Genomic DNA, 17,236 nt, shown 5'->3' on the forward strand with positions numbered 1-17,236 from the left:
CTGCCGCAGCGCCGTGCCTGGCCTTGAAGCGGCTCCGGCAAGGCATCTCTTTAAAAAGGCGTCACTGAAAATTGCGCACGCGGGGTTTGAGCGGGGTGGTCTGTATCTCGCCCTCCTCCAGTTCGGGACGTAACAGGGGGCCGGCATCTTCCAGACGTTCAACGACAATATGCGTCACCTCGCCTTCACGTTGCAAAATCCCATGGCAGACCAGCGCGCCCGCAGCGATGACAATGGCACGCTGGGCTTCAATACGGTTTTTCCAGAGGATCAGATTGGCGAAACCGGTTTCATCCTCAATGGTGATGAACATCACCCCCTTTGCCGTGCCGGGGCGCTGGCGCATCAGCACCAGCCCGCGATTGAAACACGCTGGCCATCCCGCTTTTCCGTAAGGGCGCCGCAGGGCAGAATGCGGCGTTCTGCCAGGGCCGGGCGGATAAAGGCAAAGGGGTGGGCTTTCAGGCTGAGAGATGTCGTATGGTAATCCGCATGCACATCGCGCTGTGGCGGGATGGGGGGCAGCGTGACGGGTGGTTCAATACAGGCGATTTCAGGGCGGTTGCGTGTGCGGGATGACGCTGCGAAAAGCGGCAGGGGCCGGTCGCGCAGTCCCTTGATATCCCACAATGCCTGACGCCGATCGCGCCCGAAATGCCGAAAAGCATCGGCCTGGGCGAGGTGCTCCAGCGCGGCCAGAGGCACATCGGCCCGGTGCCAGACATCGGCGATATTTTCATAAAGCGGGACGCGCCGTGCAATCAGGCGTGCGGCGTCGTCATGCGCCAGTGCCTTGACCAGTCGCATCCCCAGCCGGACAGCATGGCGTCGGCCGCCAGGCCGCCCCTCCAGGGTGCAATCCCATTGGGAGTGGTTGATGTCGACGGGCCTGACCTCCACACCATGTTCCCGCGCGTCGCGCACAATCTGTGCCGGGGCGTAAAACCCCATGGGCTGGCTGTTGAGCAGCGCCGCGCAGAACATGTCGGGATGATGATATTTCAGATAGCAGGAGACATACGCAATGCGCGCAAATGACGCGGCGTGACTTTCCGGAAAACCGTACGAGCCGAAACCTTCAAGCTGGGAAAAAACGCGTTCCGCAAAAGAGGGGTCATAACCGCGCGCAATCATGCCGCGCACCAGCTTATCCCGGAAATGGGAAACCCCGCCCGTAAATTTGAATGTCGCCATGGCGCGGCGCAAGGCATCCGCCTCATCCGGTGTGAAACCGGCACATTGAATGGCGATCTGCATGGCCTGTTCCTGAAAAAGCGGGACGCCCAGCGTTTTGCCCAATATGTTTTCCAGGGTGGGTGAGGCGCATGTAGCGGCCTCCAGCCCTTCACGGCGACGCAGATAAGGATGCACCATATCGCCCTGGATCGGCCCCGGCCGCACGATGGCGACCTGCACGACGAGGTCGTAAAACGTGGTGGGTTTCAGGCGGGGCAGCATCGCCATCTGGGCACGGCTTTCAACCTGGAAGGTGCCCAGCGTGTCCGCTTTACGGATCATGGCGTAAGTGGGTTTGTCTTCAGCCGGGATACTGGCCATGTCGAGATGCAGATAACGATGTGCCCCCAGCATCTCAAAACAGCGCCGGATACAGCCCAACATGCCGAGGCCCAGAATATCCACTTTCATGAAACGAAGCTGGTCGATATCATCCTTGTCCCACACGATAATCTGGCGGTCATTCATCGCGGCAGGCTGGATCGGGACCAGGCCATCGAGCCGGTCGTGCGTCAGGACAAACCCACCGGGATGCGTCCCTAACTGCCGGGGGAAACCCAGGATCTGGCGGGCGAGATGGACGGTCAGCGCCATTCGCCGGTCACTGAGGTCCAGCCCCATTTCGGCGCTGCGCGACCGGAAGAGCGCATCGTCACCCAGGGCGGAGGCCAGATGCGTCGATAAAAGCGACAGCAGATCCGCCGAAAGCCCCATCGCCTTGCCGACATCGCGCAGCGCGCCTTTGGCCCGGTAGCGGTGGACGGTGGCGCATAAGGCGGCATGGCCCCGTCCGTAACGGTGATAGATCCACTGAATTACTTCTTCCCGGCGGTCACTTTCAAAATCGACATCAATATCGGGGGGCTCCCGCCTTTCAGCCGATACGAAGCGCTCAAACAAAAGGCCGCTCTGGACCGGGTCGATTGAGGTGATACCCAGCACGTAACATATGGCGGAATTCGCGGCTGAGCCCCGCCCCTGACAGACAATCCCGCGAGAGCGGGCAAATTGCACGATTGTGTTGACGGTCAGAAAATACGGTGCGTAATCCAGCTTCGCGATCAGGGCCAACTCATGCGCAATCTGCTGGCGGACTTTTTCAGGCGTGCCATAAGGATAGCATTGCGGTGTGGCGGCCGTGACCAGACGTTCCAGCGTCTGTTGCGGCGTTTCCCCCGGCATGTCGCTTTCCTGCGGATATTGATATTTGAGGTCATCAAGTGAAAAGCGACATAAAGAGGCGATATCCTGCGTGCGTCGCAGCGCATCCGGATCATGCGCATAAAGCTGGCGCATCTCGGCCGGGCTGCGCAGATGGCGGTCACGCAAGGGGTCGCGCCGGGCGCCCAGTTGCTCCAGCGGTCTTTTTTCCCGGATGGCGGTGAGTGTGTCGTACAGAATATGCCGCTCGGCAATATGGTACATAACGTCATCGGCGGCGATCAGCGGGATATGGGTGCGCCGTGCCATATCGGCCAGCATGGCCAGTCTGTGCCCGTCACCCCCATGGAAATGCCGCGTCAGCGCCAGAAATAAATGATGTGGCGTGCCTTCCTGCCCTAAGGCGGCCTTCATCTGATGCAGTTGTGAAACGCAGATGGCGGCGTCTTCCACCCTGTCGCGTGGTGCGCGATAGGGCCGTGGCGTCGGGACCAGGATAAAGCAGAACCCTCCATTGTCATCTGGATAAGTCTGGTCTGTGTTGGTCTGGTGTTGTGCTGCATCGGCAGGGTTGTCGTTATGCCCGTGTGACCCCGCTGCGCCTGCCGCGACAGGATGCGCCGGCGGGGCGGCGGGGTTGGCTGGCAGGGCGGGATGGGCGAGGTCATGCCAGTCAAGCGCAAATGTCTCACGCGTGCCGCGTTTATGCCCGAGTGTCAGCCAGAAGCACAGCCGCGCCCATGCTGTGCGGTCCTTTGGGTAGGCCAGCAGGGTCGTGCCATCCATCAGTTGCAGGCGACAGCCCGGGATCAGGCGGATCCCCGCCTCCCTGGCGGCGCAATGGGCCTGCACCAGCCCGGCGACCGTCTGATGGTCAGCGATTCCCATGGCTTTATAGCCCATTGCCGCGGCTGTGGTGAAAAGCTCGGAAGGATAACTGGCGCCACGCAGGAAGGAATAATGGGTCGCAACCTGAAGCGGCACCGGGAGGCAGTTTTCCGTCATGTGGAATCATCCAGCGCATCATCACCGCACACCACCCCATTCGGGATGGCGGGGGCGGCGCTTATTGCCGGTTGTTCTGCCCGCATGGGGATACGTCCCTGCGGTGGGGCCGGCGTCTTTGTGTAGATGACGAAGCCGCAGCGTTGCAGATGTGCAACCAGGCGCACGGCGACGAGACGGGCCATCAGCTCATCCGCGTCATGGATGCGGCGGCGTGCATCGAAACGCAAAGCATGCATCAGGGCTGAGGCGATATCTTCAGGCGAGGCGGGGGTGAGGCTGTCCGTTGTCAAATGAAATATCCCGGCAATCAGATGTTGGGAAATAAAAATCTCAGAAAAGACCATGTACAAACCAGCTCTGATCCCCCGCCCAGTGATGCACACCGTCACCACGGCGATAAAGCCAGAAGCCGCGCCCCTGCTCATCCTCCACATGCCAGTAATCGCGTGTTGCGCCATATTCCGTGTTTGCGTGCCACCATTCCCCATGCAGGCGCTCCGGGCCTTCAGCGCGGCGGATATGATGAGTGCGCCCGTGCCAGCGGAAGCTGCGCGGCGGCGCATCCTGCGGCTGGGTAACGTTGTCGATGATGGCCATATCGGCCGTTACGAGGCGTATGGGTTCCGCCGGGTGCAGCAGCCGCGCGGGGCGGGGCGCAAAAACGGGAAAATCCTCGCCGGGGCGTGACGTTACACTCAAACAGTCCTGCCGTGCCTGCGCGCGCTCGGGGATGGCGGAAGGGGCTGGCACAAGCCGGAAGACCGCCCGCACCCCCGGCTTATTATGCAGATGGTCCAGAAACAGCTGATATCGGGCGGCCTGATGATCTGACGTTGCGGCCAGCAGGCCATGCTGCATTTGTAAAACAGGCGCCGCTTCAGTGACATGGACGCGCATGGCCTCAATGCCGAAGCCCGGTTCAATATGGGCAATGCGGTTTTTAAGCAGGGCCAGCAGATAAGCCGGGTCATTGACAGGTTCGGCTGTGACAATCGACACGGATTGCGCGGCACGGTCCACCCGCTCACAAATGAGGGAAAGACGTCGCACCCCCTGGCCTCGTTTCTGCAGAAGAGGGCAGATCTCCATCAATAAGACTTCCATGGCGATGGCGATGGCCTCTGCCGTCATGATCGGCTCTCTCAAATTGCGCCGGACAATAAGGGAGGGGGTGGGTGTCAGGGGTTGCAGCGGTTTGTCCCGCAGGCCCAGCGCGGTATTCAGATGATGGGCGAGTTGCGGCCCGAAGCGCCGCACCAGCGGGGCGAGCGGCATTTTGCGCAGGGCATGGATGCGCGTGACGCCCATCTGGTTGAGGTCTGCCAGGGTTGCGGGTTCAAGCTGAAGGGCTGCAATGGGCAGGGGGTCCAGCACCGCGACCTGTCCGGCGGGTGGGACAATATGGCGGGTTTCCGCCCCGAAATGCGTGAGGGCGTAAGAAGCCCCCGTCGTGTCGCTGATGGCGAGGCGCACGGCATGATGGCCGCTGACTTCCATACGGGTCTGGATGGTCTGAAGCAAAGATGCTTCCCCGCCATGCAGATGGGCGCTGCCAGTGATGTCGATCCAGATCCCATCTGGCGGGGCGGGTGCGCACCATGGTGCGACCCAGCTGAACCAACGTGCCAGATCTTCCAGCGCGGCGGCATCCTGTGCGGGCGTTGCCGGGGCGATGGTCAGGCCGGGCGCAAGATGGCGCGCCTGGGCAATGGTCATGCCAGGCGTGACGCCACGCTGCTGCGCGTGCTGATCCACCGCAATGACGATATTGCGATGATGATCGTAAGTGTAAAGCGCGATACCCGATGGTGTTGTGGGTTTGCCCCCTTCTTGTTGACGCCGCCAGAAGTCAGTGCGCCAGTGTGGAAACCACACGTGAAGGATGCGCCGTGTCATGAATAATCGGGTCAGGGAGCTCGAAAGGTGAAAGGGACCATTGATGCGGTCGGCCTCCGCGGTGACGCTGAAGGTCGAGACGCCATGGCATTTGGGACGCCGTGACGGTGCCGCCGGGTCCGGCAGCAGGGTGAGGTGTATTTTCAGTGCGGGGTGCTTCAGGCGTGATCAGCCACCTTGTTGTGCTGGTCGTGGGGGGCTGCTTCGCCGCATCTGGCAGGGCACAATGATAGAGTAAAATGCCCAGCCCCCCGCCCTGCTCAACAGCAAGCTGAAACCGGCGTGAGGCAGTCAGGTGGAAAAGGCGCGGTGATTCAATGACCGTCGCGGCAAAATGCGGCTCACGAAGGGCATCTTCACAGATACTGGGCAGGACGGCCTCCTCAGCCTCAATGCAGATGACACGCTCCGGATTGAGTCCGTGCTGGGAAAGGCCCATGGCATAAAGGGAGGAAAGCTGCGTGCCGATCCACAGGACAGGCCCCGGATGACGTCCCAGAATTGAGGCGATGAAACGCGTCGACTGGGCAGCATAGCCGCTTGTATCAAAAAACTCATGAAGGGCGCCGCGCAACAGCCCACCACCCAGATGGGCATCCGGGCCGGGCAGACCTGTCGCGCAGAATTGCGTCTTTGCCGCCGGGGCATAATGGCGCTCGATCCGGCGGATCTGCTCACGTAGGACGATAAGGTTGGATTGTTCGCGCATGAAATGCCTCCGTGAGAACATAATAAGAACGAACAAAAGGTGAACGCAAGCTTTTTAGCCGATGATGCCGGAGGGCGATATTGCCATCCGGGGCGTTGGGGAAGCTCGAAAATCTGCCGCGATGACAGCGGTTATTTTTTATAAGCTATTGATATGGCATATGTTTTTCAGGAATGCTCCAAACAGGATGCTCTTATGACGTGCCGATATTAAAATCTTGCACCCACCCTCTGACGCTTCCCGCGACTCGGTTTGCAGACGTCAACGGGGCATTGACATGATGTGATGGCTAACCGTGTTGATGGATGATTGATTGGGCTATTATGTCATCTGCGCGGCTTCATATTTTTCTGGCATAATAAACTCCGAAAGTGCCCGCGTGATAATTTCAGCTTCTAGCCCTGTCTGAATAGTCCTCTCTTGCTTAGGATGCGCAGGCGTGATGCTCATCATGTTGCAGGCCCGCTTCCGTGGGGTTGTGCGGGCGCTACGCTGATGAATGACGCGGGACGAAACAGGTTTTGGCAGCCCCTTACCGTTTCCTCACACCTGAAACTTGTCGGACGATTGGACGCCTCATGACGTCAAAGGAAAATATCGTTATGCGATTGCCCATATCGGGTGATTGACCAGTCACGGAGAAAATGATCCTCCACGGCATTCGCCTCTTTCATCTCCGTGAGATACTCACCACTATCCAGTTTCTGCTTCCAGTGGAGGAGGAAACTATTGCTTCCGGTGCGGGCCAGAAGTGCAAGACCGCGGTCTACACGTTCCTGATAATAATGGGTATGGCGCAAGTAGTAATGGGAGATACTTGCGGCTGCGCGCATCCGATCGGAAATTTCAGCGGTGATTTCATCGGCGTTGATATACTGAAATGGCGTGCCATCGGAGAATACGCGGTTGACGCCTCGTGGGTTAAATGGATTATCTATGTAGGAATGGTAACCAATGCCATGCTGGATGGGACATGGGTGATTCATAAGGAAGGTCAGATCCAGAGCTGTCGAGCGCACCAGAATTTTCGTTTGTTCACACATCAGGGCACGGCGTTTTGTAAATAATTGCAGGACGCGACCGGCGGATTGTTTTTCAATATCGTTATGCCCGAAATTGAACCAATTCAGGTAGATAACATCGACATCATGCGAGAATGACCATAAGTACTCTTGCAATGTCGCATGACGAGGGAGAGTGATAAACTCGTCAACATCAAGGAAACTGACCCATCCGTGGTCGTGGCGATGTATATAGGCCCAGTGCATGTAAGCTTCCCACTGCTGCCCAACTAAAGGCTGATGCCTGAACTCAATAAAACCCGACTCGATCCATGGTAAAACAGTCCTGTACATGGATGCAGGATCATCATCATTGCAATAGAGATAGACTTTATCAGCACCAATTGTACGGTGATAGGAGAGCCACTCGTTTAAATAGAGGTTTTCATTTCTTGCTATTGTGACGAGACATACACTCATATTTTATTCCTGATTACGAATATTGATGTGGATGGACGTTCTACGGTCATAATGGATAGTGAATTTTCCATTAACAAAAATCGCGCATTCTGTAAATTTCCTTGTGCTGTATGCGCTTACCGAAATCGCAAGAGGATGCGGCAATTCCACGCTTAAATCGTGTTATTTATACAGTCGTCTAAAGATGTTGAGCGTCGGCGCGTTCGGACTCGACGCATGATGGGCGGTTTGACTGTTGAGAGGGGTCAGGTCAGATCTGCGTTACCATCGGGATTTTTCGGCTATAGGGCGGGTTACCCGTGCAATCGGGGCTTAACACGGGCGTGACCCCCACAAAACAAATGAAAGTTGTGGCGAGGAGTGCGGTCGCTATTTTGAGCAAAGTGGCAAATTGCCGTGGGATCAAACCGGATTATACATGCTTTGCCGCCATCCCCTCAAGCAAAGGCTGCGGGAAGGGGGAGGATCCGCGCTTTACAGCTTCATTCGTGATGTGAACAAACGATCACGGCGATATTGTTCATGCTTGGTTTAGGCCTTGACGAGACCCGGGTTTGGTTCAGCCTGAAAGAAGCGGTACCCGGCTGAGGGTTTCAGATGCGCGGACGCAGCCGACTTCCCGCCCGTTCCAGTTTTTAAGGGGGCGCAGCTGAGCGATGCCAGGAAGGTTTGGTCCTCATCCGAGCCGGTCAGAGTGGGTATTTTTTGCAGGAGGGCGGCAAGGGCGACCTCGGCGGCTCGGTTGGCGCCATCTTCCACCTTAATGGCGATGCCGAGCCCGACATCCGGCAGGGCGGCGACCATGACACCTTCAGCGCCCATTTTACAGAAAACGCGTCTGCCGAAATGGGTGATCAACCTCGTGTCAAACCGCCCCGTCCCCGCCAGCATGAAGGGCGCGGCCGCTATGGCGGCGCGCAGCCTTGCCGCGGCCTTGCCCCGATCCGCCTCCAGCATATCACTCGCGCCGAAACGCGCAAAACCAAGTGCGAGCTGACGCAGCGGGATCGCGTAAGTCGGCATGGAGCAGCCATCCATTCCCCGATGTTGCGCGTCATAGACCGCATCCGTCATCGTGGCCAGAACCGCCGTGACCTGTTGTTGGACGGGATGATCCGGTGACACGTAATTTTCAGGGTCAAGCTGCTGGTCCAGAGCGAGGCAGATCAGGCCGGCATGCTTGCCCGAGCAGTTATTATGCAGCGCGGAAGGATGGCCCCCTTGGGCGGCCAGATCGTGGCACGCTTTATCCCCAAGCGGCCAATGTGCGCCGCATTCCAGGCAGGCCACCGACTGACCCACGCGCTGCAGGATGCCCGCAACAGTCTGAGTATGGGCTTCCTCCCCATTATGGGAGGCACAGATGACGGCCAGCTCGGCATCCGTCAACTTCAGGCGGGATGCGGCCCCGCTTTCCACCAAGGGCAAAGCGAGGAGCGGTTTGACGGTGGAACGCGGAAATACGGCAAGGCTTGTATCGCCTAAAGTGAGCACGTCCCGCCCGGAGGCGTCAACGATGGCGACGCTTCCATAATGGCGCGACTCAACGCGTCCTCCACGTTCAACTTCGGCAATCAGGTGGCGCATATCCGTTTCTGACTTTCAGTATCACTTACGGCATCATGCTTGAACCGGTTCCGGTGCGCGTCATTCTGCCTCGTAGAGGGGGCATCGCATGTCCGGCCCTGCACTGCAATATGGGAAGCGGGCATCCTTCTTCCTTCACAACGAGCTGGCTTGGCGCCTTCATCTAATTTGCCGGACAGTCTGACGTGTATGGCAATTCATGTCTTTGAGGCGGGGTCAGATATTTTATCCCCCAAGCCAATCTGTCGATATGAAGCATGGACGCTCGTCATAACTATCACATGCGTCCACGCCTCTGAGAAAATCACTTCTGTTTCCTCAGAGGCGATCGTCACACGCGCCCGCGTCCTTGAATAAGCCTGATCATCAGAGAGTAACTGAGATATTATCTCATGACCGTGACGACCCTTCTTCTTTTATCAGGATAGAGGCGATAAGAGCATTGCGACCGTGAATGTAAAACTCCCGGACGGTACGACCGAAATATTGACCCCCGCACGGGTTTGGGCCAGCAAATTTCGTAGAGGTCCTGATCGATTGAATGTCAGTAATATGACGATGCGCGTTGATCCTCGTCCAGCCCACGATAGCACATCTGCAGTAAAGGGTGATCCCGGCGAAGCACCGCCAAAATTGGAGATCCACGAATCCAGGAATGTGACATCGAGAACCCATCTGGAACCGGTTGTAACCGTGACGTTTGCTGGCACTATCTGCCCAGGTATCAAAATGACGGGCGCTGTTGCAATTGTGCCAGTGCCAAAGAACCTAAAGCCTCCTCCTACAACACCACCTCCGGGAAGCACCGGATTACCTGGATTGACAGGATTACCCGGATTGATCGGATTGACTGGATTATTAGGGTTATTGGGATTGTTGTTATTTGGGGGCGTATTACCGAGAGTCAGTGTGTAAAGAGTCACTGAGGACTCCACAGCGCCGGGATCGGTAATAACACAGGTTGCGCCATTCATCCTGAAAGAAACATTTTGTATGATGGGCGCCAGGATACCGCTGAGATCGGCACCTTCCGTAAGCCGACGCGTCTCCAGGGACTCAACGTTCTGGGACAGGTTGGTCACATTGAGCGTGACGCCACCTGAGCTTTCACCGTAATTTCGGGAGCGTGGGGTGAGTTCAGCATTATTGGGAATTTGCGGCGCGAGAGATTGCCGATTGACAACGTCATTATTCTGAAGTGTCGCTGGATTTTTACCGCCGAAATAATGTTGCACGGACCAGTCATCGGTCATTTGCGCGACATCCCGGCCGGAATCAACATAATGCTGCCGATACAGCCTGCCACTGGGGGGCGGTGTGTTGGGCTGGCTGAGGGAGCGGTCAATGCGATAATTGGCGACGAGTATTTTGACGGTGTTGCCTGATTTCCCCGCAAGAATGCTGATGCCTGTGGTGAATGTGTCTGACGTCATGAGGAGGTTCGGCGTCTGTTTGAGCTGGTTGAACATCGCAAAAGCCTGCGCAGAATAGGTGCAGAAGCTCTTGAAATTAGGATCGACTGGATTGGCCTCATCATTGAATAAGCCAAAGGTGAGGGCGTCGCCTCGGTAATAATAAGCGCGATCAACTTTGGTGGACTGCATGTAGATCAGGGATGAGGCGATATAAGCGGCGTTCTGCGCGGATTGCACTTTCGAGAAAACATTGACGGAGGCTTGCGGCGTTGAGTTCCATTCCGTGCAGAGACTCTCTGCATTGCCGAAGCCGTATCGCTGCAATGTGTTCTGGATATTATTGCCGATATCGATGACGTTTTGCGGGTCGGACGTCGTATTTGCGTAATAATGCCAGGAGAGAAAATCAAGCGGCACGTTATTCGACCGACAAAAGGACAGGAGCCCATCCAGATAGGCGCTGCCCGGGTTATAACCTGCAGCGACCCCAGCCCCCCCGACCCTGGCGCTCGGATCGATTTCCTTAATCTTCCAGGCGATTTTTGAGTAGAAATCGTAATAACGGTTCGGGTCGCTACTATTCCAGAAAAAGGGAAGGTCAGGCTCATTCCAGATTTCCCAGTAGGCAATTTTACGCGGGATGCCGGACATGTTGAGCTGCGCGGAATAACGTTGCACGAGCGTGGCAACAAGTGTCACGTAAATGTCAAAATTAGCAGGCAGATCCGGCCCGCCATCAATCGTCCGCCCGATGCGGAAAAGGACTTCCCGGTTGATGCCTTGTGGGTTGACACTGGCATTATTATTCATGATTCGCCGGATATAATCATCCGTGATTTCATAATTGGAATTGCTGAAAGCCAGGTCGTAATTGCCCTGGCTCATTCCAGTGGCGGCATTAGGGTAAATGGTGCGGACATTACTGAAATTCGCAATAAAGTTGCGTGCTCTCGTCACCTCGTTTCTGGGGACGTTTGGAATCATCTGGTCATTATTGCCCCCGATCCCGGCAATAAGGCCGTTATCAAGGTCACCAACGCCATAAGCGTCGTGCAGACGGATATGCGTGATGCCCATCTGGTTGAACTGGTCTTCCAGATCCGGGAAACCTGGCATAACGGAAATGGGTGAGCCATTAAGGCCTGCTACATCCTTGAGCTGCCCATTACTACCTTTAGACGTATCCTGAGAATCATAATTAATATTGATCGAAAGCATATTGAACCACTTTTGTTATTATTATTAGGATAAAACACAAAAATATATCTTATTCTTTTCACATGTTTAATATTAATATATTTTTGGTTATGAATCAAATCTCTTCACAATATTGTGGTATTTTCTGTAAAAGGTGAGTTCATTACAAAATTTTGATTTGCGGTTCCTGTGAAATACAAATTTCGGACATAAGAACGGGTCGGGATGGCCCTTTGCAAGGCCCGCATGCGTGAACCGGCTGACCGCCCGGCATAAACCGGATGGCCAGCCAATATTTTGATTTTCGTATTGGCTTGCGCTTTGAGAAGGATCGATCAAAACGGTTGTTCCGATTGCGCCCCCGGAGCGCACGGATTTCAGATCAGAGATGACGCCGTGTATTGGTATGTCAGCAGGATATCGACATTATAAGGTGCGCCGCGCTGGCCGTGCATCGTGATGCGCAGACCGCTTGATGATGGCGATTGCAGAATGTCCCGCAAGTAACCTGACCGCGTGAATTGCAATGTGAAGACGGCGCGCGTGACGTTTGGCCCCAAGGCTGTCCTGGGAAACAGATTGAAGGGTGCGCCACCGACATTCCCGGCGAAACGTGTGATCCCGATATTCGCAACCGACATGACCATCTGATAAACCGCGTATATCGGGACGTAGAAATTGCTCGGCACCTGGCTCGCGGGCATGAGAATATGCGGGTTCTGTCCAAAAATATTCGTCGTGCGGAACTCAACGGCTCGCCCTGCCGAAGGCGTTGCGGGATTGGTCGGGTTCGTCGGATTGGTTGGGTTCGTGGGGTTTGTCGGGTTTGTCGGATTGGTGGGATTATTCGGGTTTGTGGGCGTGTTGCCGAGGGTGAGGGTGTAGAGTGTGACGCTATATTCGGTAGCGCCATTATCCGTTACGGTGCAAGTTGTACCATTCATATTGAAGGAGGGCTGTGGGGAGGCTGTCGGCGGCAAAATGGCGCCAAGATCTCCCCCCTCCGCCATGCGCCGCGTTTCAACTGATTGTACATCCATAGGCAGGTTTACGATCTGAAGGGAGACGCCCCCGCTACTATTGCTGTAGTCACGGTTTTTGGCGGTCAGAGTCGCATTTGTGGGAATTTGGCGAACCGTCTGATTTTGGGTCACAATATTGTTATTGTTCAATGAGGAGGGATTTTTGCCGGCAAAATAATGTTGCATCGTCCAATCATCCGTCATGACAGAAACATCTCGACCGGAATCCACGTAATGTTGCTGATAGAGTCGGCCACCGGCGGGCAACGTGTTCGGTTGGCTCAAAGACCGGTCCACGCGAAAATTCGCAACCAGGATTTTCACCGTATCACCCGCCTTGCCGGCCAGCACACTGATGCCCGTATTATTTGTGTTTGTCGCTGTCAGCAAAGTCGGCGTCTGATGGAGCTGGTTGAACATCGCGAAGGCTTGTGCCGCGTACGTGCAGAAGCTTTTGAAATTCGGGTTTGCCGGGTTCGGCTCATCATTGAACAGCCCGAAGGAGAGGCCATCGCCACGGTAATAATAAGCGCGATCCACTTTGCAGGACTGCATATAGATCAGGGTCGAGGCGATATAGGCCGCGTTGCGGGCGGATTGAACTTTTGTGAAAACATTGGCGGAGGCTTGCGGCGTTGAGTTCCACTCTGTGCACAGGCTTTCAACATTGCCGAAACCGTTCTGCTGCAGGGCATTCTGAATGCTGTTGCCGATATCAATGATATTTTGCGGGTCGGAGGTGTTGTTTCCGTAATAATGCCAGGAGATGAAGTCGAGCGGCACATTGTTTGATCGGCAGAAAGAGAGCAACCCGTCCAGATAGGCGCCGCCCGGATTATAACCATTTGCGACGCCAGGCCCACCGACTTTGGCATTCGGATCAAGCTCTTTGATCTTCCAGGCGATTTTTGAGTAAAATTCATAATATCGGTTGGGGTCGTTACTGTTCCAGAAAAAAGTGAGGTCAGGCTCGTTCCAGATTTCCCAATAGGCAATCTTGCGGGGTATCCCTGACATGTTGAGCTGCTGGGAATATCGTTGGACGAGGGTTGAGACGAGGGTCACGTAAATGTCGAAATTGGCGGGTACTTCATAACCGCTATCGATGGTGCGCCCGATGCGAAAAAGGACCTCGCGATTGATGCCCTGCGGGTTGACGCTGGCATTATTATTCATGATCCGACGGATGTAGTCATCGGTGATGTCGTAATTCGCGTCCCTGAAGGCGAGGTCGTAATTGCCCTGGCTCATGCCTGTGGCGGCATTGGGGTAAATGGTGCGCACATTGCCGAAACGCGCGACGAAATTACGCGCCTGACCGGCCTGCGCGTTTGGCACATTTGATATCAATTGGTCATTATTATCCTGCAGACCGGCAACGGCGCCATTATCAAGGTCGCCCACACCGTAAATATCGTGCAAACGAACATGTGTGATGCCCATCTGGTTGAACTGGTCTTCCAGATCCGGAAAGCCCGGCATGACGGAAATGGGTGAGCCATTGACACCTGCAACATCCTTGAGCTGGCCATTATTGCCTTTAGACGAATCCTGAGAGTCATAATTGATATTGATGGAGAGCATGTTTCAGGCCTTCCCGCATTTTTATTGTTGTTTCTCTGAGGCGCTTGTGACCTCCGGAACGCGCCTCATTTCCTCACCTTGAAACAATTATATCCCGCGACGGCTTATTTAAAAACGCCGCGGGATAAGTTAAATGTCAGGATTAAGACAGTATATGCGCCAAAATTTGCAGGAGACTTTAGAATTTAAGCCGATATAAGCTGCCAATCAATTTGCATCGTGACCGTTGCAGCATCCGTATCACCGAGAGACATGGTTGAAGTTGTCCCGGACCCGCTACCAATATCTTTGAGAAATCCGCTTTTCATCGCGCGGAGTCGGAAGGTCGCCGTTTGATGACCGCGTCCCATAATGGATCTTCTCATCATTCTGAAATTTCCGGCAAAACTCCAGCCTATCGAAGAGGAAAAAAACGGCCTCTTGGTACGGTCACGCGCATAAATGATTTTCGGAGAAAGAGAGAGTGTGACGTTATAGATGCTCCCAGCCGTCACGTAATAGTCATCGGGTATGCTGGTCCCTTCTAAGATCTGATCGAACCAGATCAACATCACGTTCGTCAATTTTTTCGATACGGAGAAAGATCCCCGGGAGGGTCCAGTCGGCGTCGGTGACGGAACAGGTGGCGGCGCGTTCGTCCCGTTGGCAAGCGTCAGCGTGTAGAGCGTGACCGTGTCCTCCGTCGCCTCCCGGTCGATAATGGAATAGGTCGAGCCCTGCTGCTGGGCAATCGGGGCCGTCGTGATCGGGGGCAGCATGGAGCCAAGTCCACCGCCTTCGACAATGCGGCGCGCTTCAAACGAAGCGACGGTCGATGGCATATTTTGAATATTGAGGGTGACGCCGCTGCTGCTGGCGTCATAATTGCGCCTTCGCGTGGGGAATGTGCCGTTTGTCGGCAGTTGTCGCACCGTGTCGTGCTGCGTCACGATGTTGTTATTGGATAATGATGATGGCTGCATGCCAGCAAAATAATGCTGCACCGACCAATCATCCGTTATCTCACTGATGTCACGACCGAAATCAACATAATGTTGTTGATAGAGCTTGCCATTTGACGGCGCTGTGTCAGCCCTGCTGAGCGACGGATCGATCCGGAAGTTCGCGACCAGGATATTCAGTTTGTCGCCACACCGCCCCGCCAGGAGGCTAATGCCCGTATAATTCGTATCCGTGGTGCGCAGCAGAATCGGCGTTTGTTTTATCTGGTTGAACAGTGCAAAGGCCTGGGCAGCGTAAGTGCAGAAGCTCTTAAATCGTGTATCAATCGGGTTCGGCGCGTCATTGAACAAACCGAAGGACAGGGCGTCGCCCCGGTAATAATAGGCACGGTCAACCTTGCAGTTCTGCATGTAGATCAATGACGATGTCAGGTAAGCGGCATTACGGGCAGATTGGACTTTGGTGAACACATTTTTTGACGCAAACGGCGTCGAATTCCATTCCGAGCAGATGCTCTCAGCGTCTTGAAAGCCATTATTTTTCAGCGACGTCTGTATGGCATTGCCGATATCGATGATGTTCTGGGGGTCAGACGTCACGTTTCCGTAATAATGCCACGAGATGAAATCAAGCGGGACATTGTTTGATTTGCAATAAGCGAGGAGCCCGTCAAGGTAGGCGCCACCCGGATTGAACCCATTCGCGACGCCGGCACCTCCGACTTTTGCGGAAGGATCAACTTCCTTGATCTTGCGCGCGATCCTGGAATAAAATTCATAGTATCGCGTAGGATCGTTGCTGTTCCAGAAGAAGGTGAGGTCAGGCTCGTTCCAGATTTCCCAGCGCGTGATTTTGCGGGGTATATTGGAGAGGCCGATATTGGCGGAATAACGCGCAACCAGAGTACCGACGAGAGACGCATAAATGTCGAAATCTGCGGGTAATTCGTAGCCTCCGTCGATGGTCCGCCCGACTCGAAACATAACGTCGCGTTGAATTCCCTGCGGGTTAACGCTCGCATTATTATTCATGATTCGACGGATATAATCGTCCGTGATGGCGTAATTCGTGTCCTTAAAGGCCAGGTCATAATCACCTTTTTCCATGCCGATCGCAGCATTGGGGAAAATTGTCCGCAAATTGCCGAAATCAGCGATAAATTTCTTCGCCCGGTCAGCCTGATCCGGCGGAACGTTAGAGATCATCTGATCATTATTGCCACGGCGCCCGGCGATGGTGCCATTATCAAGGTCACCGACGCCGTAAATGTCGTGCAGACGAACGTCCGCGATGCCCATCTGGTTAAACTGATCCTCCAGATCAGGGAAACCTGGCATGACGGATATGGGTGAGCCATTGACGCCGGCGACATCCTTCACCAGGCCTTCCCGGCCGATTGAGGTGTTCTGGGCAGCGAAATTGATGTCTATCGGTAACATAAGGCGAGTTTTTCCTATTATTATTTTCTTCAAATCGCGATGCGTTTGTTAAAACGGCGCTTTTCGGCGACTCCCTGAGAAATCGTCGTAAAGCGCTCATCAAAATATTGTTGGGGGACAGGTTCGCGGGATAATTCACGCGATTTCAGTCCGTTTCAGCGGGAGAACGATAGGCCACGCGTTGTGGAACGTGGCTTTCCCCCAGGTCCATCTTAAAGATCTGCGTGCTCAGAGCGCTCGGTAGGGGCTTAAGACGCCCCAACTTTATAATCAGCAATGGGTGATCGTCATCCGACGCGCAAAAACCGATTTTTCACTTATTCATCCTCAATTGCGGCGACGATGCAGAGGTCTCGTTGACCGGAAAATCGCGTCTATCCGACTTTCATGGGAAGAAATCCTGACAAACCGCAGTCCGACGTCGCCCATGACGTAAGACATCATGTCCTTGAAATCTGATTTGTTTCATTATTATTTACGCAAGGCTTAATGGAATGTTGATTGAGCGAATGTTAATTTCGTTGAGAAGATAAGTCAAATCTTTTCAAGGCCTTCCGGC

Annotated in this window: 11 protein-coding genes; 1 reads left to right on the forward strand and 10 read right to left on the reverse strand. The window is 54.9% G+C overall.

What is annotated here, in order from left to right; all coding sequences use genetic code 11:
* Positions 1-61: 61 nt before the first annotated feature.
* The 7 genes from CGLAMM_RS05235 to CGLAMM_RS05265 form a co-directional block, all read right to left on the reverse strand.
* On the reverse strand, positions 62-346 hold the full coding sequence (locus CGLAMM_RS05235; RefSeq protein WP_418115451.1) for a hypothetical protein: 285 nt from the start codon (positions 344-346) through the stop codon (positions 62-64).
* On the reverse strand, positions 346-3,402 hold the full coding sequence (locus CGLAMM_RS05240) for an error-prone DNA polymerase (RefSeq protein WP_418115452.1): 3,057 nt from the start codon (positions 3,400-3,402) through the stop codon (positions 346-348). Before CGLAMM_RS05240 ends, CGLAMM_RS05235 begins: the two co-directional genes overlap by 1 nt.
* Positions 3,399-3,749, reverse strand: coding sequence for a hypothetical protein (locus tag CGLAMM_RS05245; RefSeq protein ID WP_394818985.1), 351 nt, complete (start codon positions 3,747-3,749; stop codon positions 3,399-3,401). Before CGLAMM_RS05245 ends, CGLAMM_RS05240 begins: the two co-directional genes overlap by 4 nt.
* A complete protein-coding gene (locus CGLAMM_RS05250) occupies positions 3,736-5,301 on the reverse strand; it encodes a DUF6504 family protein (protein ID WP_394818986.1) in 1,566 nt (521 codons plus the stop codon). The genes CGLAMM_RS05245 and CGLAMM_RS05250 overlap by 14 nt, the downstream gene beginning before the upstream one ends.
* Positions 5,255-6,010 carry an ImuA family protein gene (locus tag CGLAMM_RS05255; RefSeq protein WP_394818987.1) on the reverse strand — a complete coding sequence of 252 codons (756 nt, stop codon included), beginning with the start codon at positions 6,008-6,010 and terminating at the stop codon, positions 5,255-5,257. The genes CGLAMM_RS05250 and CGLAMM_RS05255 overlap by 47 nt, the downstream gene beginning before the upstream one ends.
* 584 nt (positions 6,011-6,594) lie before the next feature.
* On the reverse strand, positions 6,595-7,491 hold the full coding sequence (locus tag CGLAMM_RS05260; protein ID WP_394818988.1) for a glycosyltransferase family 2 protein: 897 nt from the start codon (positions 7,489-7,491) through the stop codon (positions 6,595-6,597).
* 531 nt (positions 7,492-8,022) lie between these two features.
* Positions 8,023-9,078, reverse strand: coding sequence for an asparaginase (locus CGLAMM_RS05265; protein WP_418115453.1), 1,056 nt, complete (start codon positions 9,076-9,078; stop codon positions 8,023-8,025).
* A gap of 35 nt (positions 9,079-9,113) precedes the next feature.
* Here CGLAMM_RS05265 and CGLAMM_RS05270 point away from each other — a divergent pair, with 35 nt between their 5' ends.
* The gene (locus CGLAMM_RS05270) at positions 9,114-9,245 is read left to right on the forward strand and encodes a hypothetical protein (protein ID WP_394818990.1); all 132 of its coding nucleotides are present in this window, start codon (positions 9,114-9,116) and stop codon (positions 9,243-9,245) included.
* 252 nt (positions 9,246-9,497) lie between these two features.
* On the opposite strand, the gene CGLAMM_RS05275 is transcribed toward CGLAMM_RS05270, so the two are convergent.
* From CGLAMM_RS05275 to CGLAMM_RS05285, 3 genes are all read right to left on the reverse strand, one after another.
* Positions 9,498-11,711, reverse strand: coding sequence for a GH39 family glycosyl hydrolase (locus tag CGLAMM_RS05275; RefSeq protein WP_394818991.1), 2,214 nt, complete (start codon positions 11,709-11,711; stop codon positions 9,498-9,500).
* A 356-nt stretch (positions 11,712-12,067) separates the two neighbouring features.
* Complete coding sequence (locus tag CGLAMM_RS05280; protein ID WP_394818992.1) at positions 12,068-14,296, reverse strand: GH39 family glycosyl hydrolase; 2,229 nt, start codon at positions 14,294-14,296, stop codon at positions 12,068-12,070.
* A gap of 185 nt (positions 14,297-14,481) precedes the next feature.
* Positions 14,482-16,677, reverse strand: a complete 2,196-nt coding sequence (locus CGLAMM_RS05285; RefSeq protein WP_394818993.1) for a GH39 family glycosyl hydrolase — start codon at positions 16,675-16,677, stop codon at positions 14,482-14,484.
* Between the last annotated feature and the right edge of the window lie 559 nt (positions 16,678-17,236).

The sequence above is a fragment of the Sorlinia euscelidii genome (genome assembly GCF_036452135.1).
GTDB classification, from domain to species: Bacteria; Pseudomonadota; Alphaproteobacteria; order Acetobacterales; family Acetobacteraceae; genus Sorlinia; species Sorlinia euscelidii.